Annotated in this window: 8 protein-coding genes; 4 read left to right on the top strand and 4 right to left on the bottom strand. The window is 69.5% G+C overall.

The genetic code is table 11. From position 1 onward, the window contains the following. Window positions 1-11 precede the first annotated feature (11 nt). Window positions 12-5894 carry an Ig-like domain-containing protein gene (locus tag AC3ENO_RS14220; RefSeq protein WP_488185789.1) on the bottom strand — a complete coding sequence of 1961 codons (5883 nt, stop codon included), beginning with the start codon at window positions 5892-5894 and terminating at the stop codon, window positions 12-14. Window position 5895: 1 nt separating this feature from the next. After that, complete coding sequence (locus AC3ENO_RS14215; RefSeq protein WP_434971257.1) at window positions 5896-7005, bottom strand: serine/threonine-protein kinase; 1110 nt, start codon at window positions 7003-7005, stop codon at window positions 5896-5898. 115 nt (window positions 7006-7120) lie between these two features. On the opposite strand from AC3ENO_RS14215, the gene AC3ENO_RS14210 reads away from it, so the two are divergent. Then, window positions 7121-7957: an aldo/keto reductase gene (locus AC3ENO_RS14210; RefSeq protein ID WP_434971256.1), complete on the top strand. Its 837-nt coding sequence runs from the start codon at window positions 7121-7123 to the stop codon at window positions 7955-7957. A gap of 49 nt (window positions 7958-8006) precedes the next feature. Here AC3ENO_RS14210 and AC3ENO_RS14205 read toward each other — a convergent pair whose 3' ends face one another. Together AC3ENO_RS14205 and AC3ENO_RS14200 are read right to left on the bottom strand one after the other, a co-directional pair. Next, window positions 8007-9596, bottom strand: a complete 1590-nt coding sequence (locus tag AC3ENO_RS14205; RefSeq protein WP_434971255.1) for a dolichyl-phosphate-mannose--protein mannosyltransferase — start codon at window positions 9594-9596, stop codon at window positions 8007-8009. Window positions 9597-9605: 9 nt separating this feature from the next. Beyond that, on the bottom strand, window positions 9606-10154 hold the full coding sequence (locus tag AC3ENO_RS14200; protein ID WP_434971254.1) for a hypothetical protein: 549 nt from the start codon (window positions 10152-10154) through the stop codon (window positions 9606-9608). A gap of 207 nt (window positions 10155-10361) precedes the next feature. On the opposite strand from AC3ENO_RS14200, the gene AC3ENO_RS14195 reads away from it, so the two are divergent. From AC3ENO_RS14195 to chvE, 3 genes are all read left to right on the top strand, one after another. Next, window positions 10362-11384: a LacI family DNA-binding transcriptional regulator gene (locus tag AC3ENO_RS14195; RefSeq protein ID WP_434971253.1), complete on the top strand. Its 1023-nt coding sequence runs from the start codon at window positions 10362-10364 to the stop codon at window positions 11382-11384. A 161-nt stretch (window positions 11385-11545) separates the two neighbouring features. Continuing rightward, entirely contained in the window at window positions 11546-12313 is a 768-nt protein-coding gene (locus AC3ENO_RS14190) for a class II aldolase/adducin family protein (RefSeq protein ID WP_434971252.1), read from the top strand. 67 nt (window positions 12314-12380) lie between these two features. Then, on the top strand, window positions 12381-13511 hold the full coding sequence (gene chvE / locus AC3ENO_RS14185; RefSeq protein WP_434971251.1) for a multiple monosaccharide ABC transporter substrate-binding protein: 1131 nt from the start codon (window positions 12381-12383) through the stop codon (window positions 13509-13511). Window positions 13512-13566 lie beyond the last annotated feature (55 nt).

Below are 13566 nucleotides of genomic sequence, written 5' to 3'. Positions count from 1 at the left end.
CCTCTCGCGGATCACGGTGTGGGGGTGGGGCAGACAAGGCCCGTATGGGTGTAGGCGTCCAGGCCGCTCAGTCGACCCGAGAACGAGACGGTGATCTCCCACGACGTCTCGGTCCCGCCGGCGTCCGGTGTGCCCGCCGTGGCGATGCTGTAGTCGGCAGGCGCGGCATCCACCATCGTCGCGGACGGTTCGCCAGCGTCGTCGCAGGTGGTCGGAAAGACGACCTGTGTCGTGTAGGCGGCGCCGGTCGGAGTGATCGTCGTGCTGTCGGCGGAGCAGACGTCGCCGACGCACCACCACGCCTCGATCGTCCCCGGGTCATCGCCGGTGCGGAAGAGGCTCGCGAAGTCGGTCGTGCGCGAGGAACCGAACCGCGTCTCGTAGCGCGGATGCTCCAACGAGGGACCGGTCACCTGCGACCAGCTGGCAGTCTGACCCGACACGGTCGGTCCCGAGGCGATCGTGTAGGTCGCGGTCCCGGAGGGCGGCGGGATCGGTTCCGTCGGTTGCGCCGTGACCGGGCCGGCCGTGGCGACGCCGAACGAGGTGGCTCCGACGCGGTACTCCGCGCACGCGCGCGCCGACGTGTCCTCCCAGACGGTGCCGGCGAGGAGTTCGTCGACCGTCCCGCCGGTCACGTTCCCGACGAACTCGACCGTGCAGGCGGCACCGGTGGTGATCCCGACCCACAGCTCGGTCCCGACGCCGTTCGCGGTGACGCTCGCGATAGCTCGGACCTCCCCGCTGCCGTCATCGGACGGCTCGAGGCGCAGCTGCAACCGGGGAGCTCCGATGCCGTAGGCGACGACGGACGTTGACGAGCCCTCGGTCGTTCCCGAGGCAATCGGCGGGTAGTCGAAACGAGACAGGGGAGTCACGGTGAGCGTCGTCTCCCGGTTGGCCCCCACGACGAAGTTCGGGAAAACGACCTCGCCGCCGCCCTGCGGGACGCCGAGCGTTTCGGAGGCGCCGGTGACGGGGCTGGTTACTCGGACCGAGCCGGTGGTCGAGTCGAATCCGCTGACGGTGATCGCCGCGACGTGACCGGTGCCGTCGGTCGTCGGCACGGGTGTGGCTGAGACGCTCGTCGGGGCCTCCGGCGCGACGTAGGGCCAGGCGGTGACAGCGTTCGTGGGCGTGCGGGACTCTCCGACGCTGTTGACGGCCCACGCCTGGTAGCGGACCTTCGTTCCCGGTTCGGCGGTGATCGGCGGGCACAGCCCGTCCGCACCGCACGTCACTTCCTGGCCGCCACCGCTGACGCGGAAGGACTCGACCGCCGGGTAGGACCCGCCACCGCCGGTGACGCGCAGCGTCACGCTGGAGGCGTCGAAGGCGGTCCACTCGATCGTCGCCGGGTCCGCCGGCAGGCCCCGGAGGTCCAAGACGACCGTTCCCGTCCGCTCGCCCGTGGAGAGACGGCCCTGCGCGTCGGTGACCTCGAAGGTGCCCGTGCAATCCGAGGCGCCCGGCGCATCGGATGCCCACGTCGCGCGCACCGCGGATGCCGAGGCCACCGAGAAGGTCACGTCGGTGCAGTTGGCGGGGCTGGTCACCGACACCAGGCGCAGCGGCGTGCCGGGAAGCGGGTTCACCTCGCCGGCGATGCCGATGACGGGGATGTCGCACGACGTCGAGCCGGCGGCCTGGGAGCACTGTTGTGTGACGGTTCCCGCCTTGGGGAGGGTTGAGGGCGCGGGCCCCACCACGAGGGTGAGCGCCGCCGTTTCGGCATCCGGATGGCTGAGGAGCCGCACGGTGACGACCTCGGCGCGCCCCGGGTTCGCGTTGTCGGCTCCGATGACCTCGAGACTCGACCCGGTCAGCGACACCTGGAACTGGTCCCCCGGCGCCTCGACCGCGTAGACCAGTGATGCCCAGTCGGGCGTGCCGGTCCACGAGGTCAGCTGTCGCAGGTCGTAGACCGCTGATTGGCCGGGACTCAACGTGCGGGATGCTGCCGCGAGGATCGGTTGCGGCGCCTCCGCCTCGATGAGGAACCTGACCGTGAGCACCGTCCAGTCCTCTGCGCCCACCAGTCGGGCCTGAATGGTGCAGGTGTCGCTCCAGGGGGCTCCCGCCCCCGCCGTGTAGCGCAGCGTCGTCGAGCCCTCCCGCTCGCACGACGCTCCGGCCCGGGCGCCCCCCGGCGTTGCACTCGAGGAGAGCTCCAGTTCGCTGCCGCGCGGAACAGCGATGATCGCGGAGAGGTCGACGTCGACTGCATCGTTCTCGCCGACGGAGAACGCGCCCGTCCCCGTGCGCAGCGTGGGACGCAGGTCCGACTCACCGGGAACACGCAAGAACCCGTAGGAGGTGACGGAGGACCCATCGGCCGCCGCGCCCGTGACCTGGAACGCGATCACCATCGCCTCGGGCTGCGCCGTGCCCGCGATCCGTCGACCGCTCACTGTCGCGTTCGGCGTCTCGCGCCACAGGTCGAGCTCCAGCGAGTCCGGGTCGCCGCCCGCCCAGGTGACCTTGCCCGTCAGCACGTCGATGCCCTCATCGAAGCCGTCGATCGTCTCAGCGGTGAGCACGGTGTCGCGCACTTCCGGATAGTCGGGCACGGGATTGCGCACGATCTTCAGCACGATCAGGCCCATCGCGGTGTCGCCGGCGGGGTTGGTCACCGTGTAGACGAACGAGAATGTTCCCAGGACGTCCCCCGACCGCACGGTGACAGTCCCCTCGTCAACAGACACGCCCACCAGGAGCGACTCCAGGTCGTCGTATTCCGCCGTCCCGGGTTGGGCGTTCGGACGCACCTCGGTGAGGGTGAGCTCCGCGCCGGACGGGTCGACGTCGTTCTCCAGCGGGGTGATGGTGGTTTCGCGGCTCGACCCCTGCCCGCCTTCGAGCTGGACATAGTCCGAGAAGGTCACCGGGCGCGGGTCGGACTGTGCGTCGCGAACGCCGACGAGGGCGAGTCCGGTCGCCGTGGCGCCGCGTCCGTCGCGGACCCGATATGTGAACGAGGCCTGCCCGCTCCAGGACGGCGGCGCGGTGTAGATGAGGCTCGTGCCGTCGGCTGACACGCTCGCAGTGCCGGCGGGTGTGCCGTCGGTTCCCACGGGCTGTTCGACGACGGCGTCCAGGGAGACGCTGTCGCCGTCGGGGTCTATCCCGAACGGATCGAAGGTGATCGTCGTCGACCTTCCGCTGAGCGCGCGTCCTTCGAGCGTGGCGGGCGCAGGAGCGGTGTTGGTCTCGTCGCCGAGGACCGTGATGGTGACCCGCGCGCTGTCCGTCAGTTCCGGGTACCCCACCCGGTACGCGGTATAGCTCACGCTGTACACGCCGGGGCTGTCGGGCGCCAGATAGCGCAGCGTGCGGCTGGTCGCGAAGGCCAGGCCGGCATCCGTCTCGTTGACGACGCGGGAGGGGTCGATCGCCAGCAGCCCCCCGGTCGGAGCCGAGTCGTTTCGCAGCACCGGGATGTCGATCTGCCCCCCGGCGCGCACGGTCGCGGTATCGGCGACCGCGATCGGGGGATCGGCGGTCGCTGCCGGGAGCAGGATGACCGTGAGCTGACCCGTCACCGCGGTCGCGGGGTTCTCGGTTCCGTCGGAGATCGTGTAGCGGACGACGCCGATCTCGCCGGGGGAGCCGTCCGCCGTCGTGCCGCTGGCTCGGATCGTGCTCTGTCCGACCGGATCCACGCTGAGAGAGGCGCCCGCGGTCGCTTGGGGGCGGACATCGCTGACCAGCAGGACGAGGTGGGCGGGGTTCGAGACGGCGTCGAGCACGTCGACGGTCGTGTCCTCGTTCGGACGCACGAACGCCACCAGCGGCGGCGCCGAGAGCTCGGCGTCCTCGCGCGCGATCGCCGTGACGCGCACGGTTGCCGTCTGTTCGGTCTCGCCGTCGCGGACCGTGTACTGCAGCACCGTCGATCCCGGGGACTCTGCGGTGTACGAGAACGAGAGCGCACCGGAATTGATACCGATCCCGGACTCGTCGTCGCCCGCGCTCACCGCCGTCAGAAGCGGGGATCCCGAGCCGCCGCGGACGCGGTCGCGCAGTTCGACGGTGACCGGGCGGCCGGCGACCGCGGTGACTGCGAACGAATCGGCCTCGAGTCGCGGCGCGGGCGCCACAGTGATCGTGAGGGCCCGGCGCGTCTGCGCACCTCGGCTGTCGGAGACGGTCACGGTGACCGATGCTGTCGTCGCCACGTCAGCGTTGGCATCCGGATGCTGGTACGTCAGTACGCCGGCGGGATCGACCGTGACCGAACCCGGGCCCGCGTCCACGGACGCTGCCGACACGTAGAGTGCGTCGCCATCCGGGTCGACGAAGGCGTCGAGGATGGGGAAGCTGATCGTTCCGCCGGGCGTCGTGGTCGGTTCCGGCCACTGCGCGAGGCACCGCGGGGCACCGCACCACTCCGGGGCGCCGTTCTGGCTCTCAGGCACGACGGTGATCGTGACGGTGGCTGGCGCGGACGTGAGCCCATCCACCGCGGTGCCGTCGGTGATGCGGTACTGGAACGTTGCGCTCCCCGAGGCATCCGCCGGAACATCGAAGGTCAGCAGCTGGTCGGCATCCGTCGTCGCCGGCTGCCCGAATGCCGACGCCGACACGGAGGCGGGGATCACGCTGAGCACGTCCTCGTTCGGATCGTGATCGTTCAGAAGCACCGGAAGCGCGACAGCGCGTCCGGCTCTCACCCCGAACGTGTCGTCCTCGGCGACCGGCGGCTTGGGTTCGAGGACCTCGGGTGCCACCGCGTCATCGGACTGCGCCGCGCTGATCTGCTCGTCGATCTGCCACGCCTGGGAGGAGGGCACGAGGTCGCCGTCGGGGATCGTCCACACCCAGCCCGATTGGGTCTCGTTCAGGATGAGGCGGCGGCCGTTCCCGAAGAACTCCGGGAGCGGATCGGCGCCCACCTCGGCGCCCGCATACTCGAGGGCTGACTCACCCGCCGTCAAGGACCACAGCGTCCCGCCGCCGGCGGGGGGAAGCCATGCGGCGAACACGTCCTCGCCGAGCGGGTGCGGTGCAGCAGGTACCCCGCGCACCTCGACACCGCCCGTGACCTGCCGCGGGGAGCCGTCCGACAGCGTCACGGCGACAAGCCCCTGCGAGTCGGCGACGAACACCTCATCCCCGGCATCGGCCGGCGCCGCCAGTCGCGCGTCCTGAAGCAGCGTCGTCTCGACGGGAGCGGACAGGCCCCGGATCCACAGTCGCCCGGTTTCGGCATCCAGCAGCACCCAGGTCTGGCCCACGAGTGTCATCGAGGCGCCCTCGCCCGGCGGCTCGGGCACGGCATCGACCCCGAGGATGCGCCCGCTCACCGGGTCGGCACGCAGCACCTGACCGGCGTCGGCGGAGAACGCCGCGAGCGTTCCGGCTCCTCCGAGGCTGATCGCGTCGGCAGGGAACGGCTCGTCCTCGTCGCCGGTGTCCAGGCGCGCCGCGCCCGGTCGCGAGAGCTGCCCGACGAAGACCTCGCCCGCTTCGGTGAGATAGGCCACCGACTCGCCGTGTGTGACGACGTCCCGGGTTCCCGAGGGGGTGGCGGCGAACGCGTCCGCGCCGGCGGTGTCCAGGTCCGCAGGAGTGGCGGGATCGACCGCGGCGACCTTGGTCCCGGAGGCGGCGAAGGCCCAGACTGCGTCGGTCGTCTGCGCGAGAGTGGTGGGCTGGGTGAGCTGCTTGACCGTATCGAGCTCGCGGATCTCCGCGTTGACGCGAGCGTAGTGACCGCCGCCCGAGCGTTGCAGAGCCCAGATCGTCCCATCATCGAGGGGTGTCTGCTGCGCGTCGTAGCCGGGCCACGCGACGGCCAGGCCCGCGACGAGCGCGGCGGTCAGGCCGAGCGCGCTGCCGAGGACCCAGCGCGGCACGGCGGAGCGTTGCCGTCCCTCGCGCCCGCGCGCCATGTCAGATCACGCTCCCGACGACGACCGCCGCGATGCCCGCGACGACGATCGCTCCGCCCGCGACCGCGGGCCACAGCCAGACGGGTCGCCGTCGCGCGACCGTTTCGGGAAGATCGTCGCTCGGCGCGCGCTCCGTCACTGGGCGGCTGCGGGCCTGCCGTCGCCGCGCGGACTCGTGCGGCACCCGCGGACGCACGAAAGCCGGGGCATCGGAAGGCTCCCGCTCGGGCAGCGGTGCCGCCTCGGCCAGTTCGAGGGGAGTGACCGGCATGTTGCCTTCGTACTGCACCAGTTGCAGGGCATGGGCGAACTCCGCGGCCGTCGCGAAGCGATCGGCGGGATTCTTCGCGAGCGCGCGGCGCAGCACCTCCTCGAGCCCGGGAGGAAGATCCGGGCGATCGATCGGGGTGTAGGCGGCACGACGGATGCGTGATTTCAGGTGGTCTCGTGTGTTCTCGCTGTGCGACGGGCGTTCGAAGGGACTGCGACCGGCCAGGAGGGAGTACACGGTGGCGCCGAGGCTCCACACCTCGGCGGCAACGGAGCCGCTCGTGCGCTCGTCGATGATCTCCGGAGCGCTCCACGGCACGCTCATCGCGAAGACCTCGACGCCTTCGCGGGCCGATACCGATGCCGCGATCCCGAAGTCCGAGAGCACCGGCATCCCGTAGGTGGTCAGCAGGATGTTGGAGGGCTTGATGTCGCGGTGGAGCAGCCCTGCCCGGTGAGCCGACTCGAGCGCGGATGCGACCTTCACGCCGGTTCGCAGCACTTCGTCCACGGGGATCGTCTCGCGCCGATAGCGGGCGGCGAACGAGGCGGGGCAGTACTCCATCACGATGTACGGTCGCCCGTCCGGCGAGACGCTGGCCTGGTAGATCGTGAGGATCGACGGGTGCGCGGACAGGTGCGCCATGGCGTCGGCCTCAGCCGCGAACATCCGCAGCAGCGCCTCGTCGACGATGTCTTCGAGCAGAACCTTGACGGCGACCGCGCGGCGGGGCATGTCCTGCTCGTAGAGGAACACGTCGGCGAAGCCGCCGGCCCCGAGTGGGCGCACGTAGCTGAAGCCGGCCAGAACGGGCGCCGCGGCGGGGAGCCGGCTAGGCACCGAGACCCCACGCGCCCCGGCGCCCCCCGTGGGCGCGGCGAGCCGGTCGATTCATGCCCCAAGCCTAAGTCGCCGCCCTGAGCCAGCGCTGTAGGCATCCACCTAGGCTGGACACATGACGATCCCCTCCCTGCCGCTGCTCGACGACAACCGCATCCCTCAGTTGGGCTACGGCGTCTTCAAGGTGCCCGCCGATGACACCCGACGCGCCGTGCTGGAGGCGTTCGAGCTCGGCTACCGGCACATCGATACCGCGGCGATCTACGGGAACGAGGAGGGTGTCGGCGCGGCCATCGCGGAGAGCGGGATTGCCCGCCAGGAGCTGTTCATCACCACGAAGCTCTGGAACGACCGCCACGACGGCGATGAGCCCCGGGCCGCGCTCCGAGAGAGCCTCGACAAGCTCGGTCTGGATACGGTCGACCTGTACCTGGTGCATTGGCCGACCCCCGCCCGCGACAACTATCTGCACGCCTGGCAGCGCTTGATCGAACTGCGCGACGAGGGCCTGACCCGCAGCATCGGCGTCTCGAACTTCCTCGTCCCGCATCTCGAGCGCATCGTCGCGGAGACCGGGGTGGCACCCGTCGTCGATCAGATCGAGCTGCACCCCGCGTATCAGCAGCGCGAGGTCGTGGAGTGGGCGCAGGCGCACGGCATCCGCATCGAGGCCTGGGGGCCGCTCGGTCAGGGGAAGTACGACCTGTTCGGCACTGCCGCGGTCGCCGATGCGGCGGCGGCGCACGGCAAGACACCCGCGCAGGTCGTGCTGCGGTGGCACCTCGACAAGGGGAACATCGTCTTCCCCAAGTCGGTGCGGCGTGAGCGCCTCGCCGAGAACATCGATGTCTTCGACTTCGCGCTGACGGATGCCGAGATCGCCGCGATCGACGCCCTCGACCCCGGCGACGGCTCGGGTCGTGTATCGGCGCACCCGGATGAGGTCAACTGACGGACGAGGCCGGCCGCCGCACGGGGTGTGCTGACCCCGTGCGGGCCACTCAGATCCAGGTCGGCGACCAGTTGTGCAGGCGCCAGAAGTCGTAGGGCACGCTGGTCGCCGTGAGGATCGGGTACCAGAAGGCAGCGAGCACGACCGCGACGATGAGGAAGACAGCGACGACCCGCTGCCCGGTCACCCGTCTCGCATGTGTCGCGCCCTCCGGATGCGCCAGATCGCGCAGCGCCAGCGCGAGCGCCAGCAGCAGGAACGGCAGCATCACGACCGTGTAGAACTGGAACACGGTTCGCTCCGGGTACAGCAGCCATGGAACCCAGGTGACCGCGATCCCGGTCAGCACGAAGCCCGAGGCCGGATCGCGTCGACGAACGAATCGGATGGCGAGGTAGACGCATGCGGCGACGGCCGCGTACCAGACGAGCGGGTTCGGCATCGAGTAGATGTTCTGCACGCACCCGGCGGCGGCAGTGCACCCCGCCTCTCCGAGCGGGTCGCTGTGATAGAACATCGAGGTCGGACGGGCCAGGAGGGGCCACTGCCACGCGGGGCTCGCGTAGCTGTGGCTTGCCGACAGATTGACGTGGAAGCCGTACATCGACTGGTGGTACGCCCACAGGCTCTGCAGCGGCAGCGGCACCCACGACCAGAGGCCGGTGGCCGAGCCGGCGTCGACCGCATGCCGGTCGTAGCCCCCGTCGGTGACCAGCCACCCCGTCCAGGAGACCAGATAAACGAGGAAGGCGGGGGGAACGAGCAGCAGGAAGGTCACCGGTCCCTGGCGCGCGACGGCGTCTGCGGGCCAGAACTCGATGGCACGTCGACGCCGTTCCAGGGCGTCGGTGATGACGAGATAGATCCCGATGCCGGCGAGGACGTAGAGGCCCGACCACTTCACGGCGGTCGCCGCACCCGCCGCGAGGCCGGCCGCGACCACCCACGGTCGCGCCCAGAACACCGGCCCCCAGCGTCGCACCGGCGCGGGCCCGCCGTCTGTCGCATCCGTCGCCGGTACCCCTCTGCGGGCCCACTCGCGTTCTCGGAGCCATCGCCTGTCCAGGAGCACGAACCAGAACGCGAGCAGCGTGAAGAACATGACGAACGTGTCCAGCAGGGCAACGCGGCTGAGCACGATCGCGAGTCCGTCGATCGCCATGAGGCCGGATGCCGCCGTCGCGACACCGATCGAGCGCGTGAGGGTGAGGGCCACCAGGTAGAGCAGCAGGACCGCGACGGTTCCGAACAGCGCCGTCGCGAAGCGCCATCCGACGGAAGAGTCGGCGCCGAACAACGCCATGCCCGCGCCGATCAGGAGCTTCCCGAGCGGCGGGTGGACGACGTAGCTGCCGTCCTCGAGGAAGATGTCGGTCTCGCCGCTGGCGAACCGGCTGTCGGCGTCATCAGGCCAGGTCGCCGGGTATCCGAGGTTCCACTGCGTCCAGGCATCCTTGACGTAGTAGGTCTCGTCGAAGACGAGCTCGTGTGGATGCCCGAGGTTCCAGAAGCGCAGGATGCCGGCGACAGCGGTCACGACGGCAGGGACCGCGATCTGTAGCCGAGGGGAGGTGGCAACGCGCGCCCTTAGGCGATCGTAGACCGTCGGGCGCGCGGGGCTCTCGACGGCGGTGGTCACCACGACAGCCTATTCGCGACCGGCTGCCGGCTTGTCGGATCGCGCGTTCCGCGGCGGCGTCGGCGGATCGTCCGTGATCCCGAGGAGGAACCCCGCGATCTGGAGGGACGTGCCCTCCACGACCGGTCCGGTGCCGAAGGCCCAGTCGGCGTCCGTGGCGCGTACGGTTCGTCCGGCCACGACTGCTCGACGTTCGAAGGGACCCACGGCCTGCGCGTAGAGTGCCACGGCACCGGAGGTCATCGGGTCGACGGAGAGGTCTTGACCGAGTTCTTTCGCGGTGCGCAATGCGGCAGCGAGCGCTCGCGCCACAACGCGAATGCCGCGGCGACGTGCACGCAGAGCAGCTCGGAACGCTGCGACATCCCCGCCGGCGACCTGCCACTCGCGGGACAGCCCCGCCTGCGCGGCGAAGTCCGTCCACAGGGGTCTGTCGCCGATCAGCGAGGTCACGTTCTCGATGAGGGCGTCCAGTTCCCGTCGACGATCGCTCGAGACGACGCCCTCGTCCTCGCGGGGGCGTCCGCTGAGCGGCAGGTGCCGCAGGAAGTCCGCCATCGGCTCAGCGTACCGGTCGGGGTCGGGGCACTCGCGGACCGGTGCATGCGTCGCGGGCAATGTGACAAATGTGACAGGCGCGTCCGACACTCTCCGCGACGCCCGCGGACCAATGTGACTGTCACATACGGCGACCGCTAACATGACACAAGAGGCGCGGAGAACACGCACACAGGGATGTGACCGTGCTCACCCGGGAGGCGTGCGATGAGCGAGGGTACCGGCGGACGACCGCCGAGCATCCGCGATGTTGCGCGGATGGCCGGAGTCTCTCACCAGACGGTGTCGCGCGTTCTCAACGACCATCCCAGCATCCGCCCCGAGACTCGCGAACGCGTCCTGCAGGTCATGAGCGAACTGCGATACACGCCTAATCGCGCGGCGAGGATGCTCGTCACCAGTCGCTCCCAGACGATCGGCATCCTCGCCGCGTCGTCCACGCAGTACGGCCCGGCCTCGAGCATTGCGGCGATCGAATCGGCGGCGCGCGAACGCGGCTACTGGGTCTCCACCGCCAACATCGATGCTGCCGACCCGGAATCGATCACCGCGGGGATCGCCCATCTGACGGCGCAATCCATCGAGGGGCTGGTCGTCATCGCGCCGCAGGTACGCGTCTTCCGCGCTCTCGCGTCGCAGCGCATCGACGTTCCCTATGTGACGCTGCAGTCGGCGGTTCTCGGTCCCGAGCACACGCTCTCCGTCGACCAGATCGCGGGTGCACGGATGGCGACGCGGCACCTGATCGAGCTGGGACACCGGCAGATCTACCACATCGCGGGCCCCCAGGACTGGATCGAAGCCGAGGCTCGCATGCGCGGTTTCCTGGACGAGATGGACGCCCACGACCTTCCCATGACGGCGCCGATCCTCGGCGACTGGACGGCGGAGTTCGGCTATCACGCGGGGCGTGAGCTCCTGCGGGTTCGGGACTTCACCGCCGTCTTCGCCTCGAACGACCAGATGGCGCTCGGACTACTCCACGCTGTTCGGGACGAGGGGCTTTCGGTACCGCGAGACATCAGCATCGTCGGGTTCGACGACATCCCCGAAGCCGCCCACTTCTGGCCGCCACTGACGACCGTTCGTCAGGATTTCGCAGAGCTCGGTCGACGCTGTGTCTCCCTCCTGCTGGACGCTGCGACCACCTCGGCTGCCGCGGATGCTCCCGGCACGATCGCCCCCACGCTCATCCCGCGCGCCTCGACGGGAGCCCTCGGCCGGCTCTGAGACCGTCGCGGTCGTGACCATCTGCTCTCGCGGGTGCGTTATCAATCCGAGACCTTTCGTGCTTGACACCCGGGACTGACGCGAGGCTATAGTTTCGCAATGTGACCGGTCACATGGACTGTCACACCGATCGACACTGATCGGAACGAAGGAGTTCACCCATGCCGCCCAAGGAAGCAGCGGGCACCGCCGACGGATACGCCGCCGGCGTGAAGGCCGAGGTCGCGATCGCCCGCACCCGGGCCGATGTCGCGCACCGACAGGCCGAACTGGAGCAGCGCGGGCTCGTCGCTTGCCCCCGCGGAAACGTCTCGGCGCGCATCGGCGCCGCGGAACTGTTCGTGATCGCTCCCGCCGGTGCATTCCTCGACAAGATCTCGCCCGAGCGCATGGTCGTTTGCGATCTGGACGGTGCGGCGTTGCCCGAAGTGCTCGGCAGCGACCGACTGCCATCAGCGGATGCCCCCGTCCACTCCCGCATCTATCGGGACGTTCCCACCGCCAACGCGATCGTTCACACCGACTCACCCTTCGCCCTGGCCTGGGCTGCCCGCGCCGAGACGCTGCCGTGCCTCACCACCGCCGCCGCCGAGGACTTCGGTGGGGCGGTGCCGGTGATCGCCCCGGACCTGGCAGATCCCGCAGCCATCGGCGAGGCGGTTGTGAGCGAACTCTCGTCCGGACGGGCAGTCGCTCTGGTGCGCGCCGTCGGCGTCTTTGCCGTCGGATCGGATCTGCGCGAGGCGCTACGCCGAGCCTCTTCGCTGGAAGTCGCCGCGCGTCACGCGGTTCTCGTCTCTGCAACCGGTCCGGTCGAGGCCCTCGCAATCGACGACGCCGTCGCGGTCGCGCTGCACGACCGCGCGCGACGGCGCGCGACCTCGGTCCCTGACGCCCACACCCTCGGGTCGGGGCTCAGCCACAACTGAATACCTGAATGCCCCACAACTGAACACACACACCAAGACAACGATGTCCTTCAGAAAGGAAATCACTGTGAAGAGCAAGAAGATTCTGCTCGCCGGAGCGGCAACGCTCGCCGCCGGTGCCCTGCTGCTCTCCGGATGCTCCGGCTCCGGTGGCGGCGGATCGACCGACGGCGGCGGAGACGGCGGCCTCGTCGGCGTCGCGATGCCCACCAAGAGCTCGGAACGCTGGATTCAGGATGGTGACGCCGTCAAGTCGGAGCTGGAGGAGCAGGGGTTCACCGTCGACCTGCAGTACGCCGAGGACGACATCCCGACGCAGGTCTCGCAGATCGAGAACATGATCACCAAGGGCGCCGAGGCGCTCATCATCGCCTCGATCGATGGCACGACTCTCACGAGCGTCCTCCAAGAGGCGGCAGATGCTGGTATCCCCGTCATCGCCTACGACCGCCTCATCCGTGACACCGAGAACGTCGACTACTACGCGTCGTTCGACAACTACCAGGTCGGCGTCCAGCAGGCCACGTCGATCCTGAACGGCCTCGGACTGACCGAACTCGACGGCACCCCGATCGAGGGAGCACCTGCCGGCCCGTTCAACATCGAGCTGTTCGCCGGTTCGCCCGACGACAACAACGCGTACTTCTTCTGGAACGGCGCGATCGACACGCTGCAGGACTACTTCGATGACGGCACGCTCGTCGTGAAGTCGGGCCAGACGGAGTTCGAGCAGGCGGCGACGCTGCGGTGGGACGGCGAAACCGCCCAGAGCCGGATGGAGGACATCCTGACGGCGTACTACTCGGACGGCTCGCAGGTCAACGCGGTGCTCTCGCCCTACGACGGCATCTCGCGCGGCATCATCTCGGCCCTCACGGACGCCGGGTACTCAGTCGGGCCCGAGTGGCCGATCATCTCGGGTCAGGATGCCGAGCTCGACTCGGTCAAGGCGATCAACCGCGGTGAGCAGTACTCCACGATCTTCAAGGACACCCGCCTGCTCGCGCAGGTCGCGGTCGACATGGCGGTCGCGCTGCTGAACGGCGAGACTCCTGAGGTCAACAACACGACGGACTACGACAACGGCGTGAAGGTCGTCCCGTCGTATCTGCTGGAGTCGGCGATCGTTGTCAAGGACAACATCACCGAGGTCCTCGTGGACAGCGGGTACTGGACCGAAGCCGAGATCAACGGCTAAGAACGATCGAAGGTTGTGTCGGGGGGTGCTGAGCCGCCCGACACAACCCAGAGGA

This window comes from Microbacterium sp. bgisy207, assembly GCF_057706855.1.
The sequence above is the reverse complement of the archived record's forward strand: the minus strand, read 5'-3'. Positions and strand labels throughout refer to the sequence as shown.

Coding starts and splice junctions, on each gene's coding strand:
- AC3ENO_RS14220 (WP_488185789.1), bottom strand. CDS start 5,894: ATGGCGCGCGGGCGCGAGGGACGGCAACGCTCCGCCGTGCCGCGCTGG.
- AC3ENO_RS14210 (WP_434971256.1), top strand. CDS start 7,121: ATGACGATCCCCTCCCTGCCGCTGCTCGACGACAACCGCATCCCTCAG.
- AC3ENO_RS14200 (WP_434971254.1), bottom strand. CDS start 10,154: ATGGCGGACTTCCTGCGGCACCTGCCGCTCAGCGGACGCCCCCGCGAG.
- AC3ENO_RS14195 (WP_434971253.1), top strand. CDS start 10,362: ATGAGCGAGGGTACCGGCGGACGACCGCCGAGCATCCGCGATGTTGCG.
- AC3ENO_RS14190 (WP_434971252.1), top strand. CDS start 11,546: ATGCCGCCCAAGGAAGCAGCGGGCACCGCCGACGGATACGCCGCCGGC.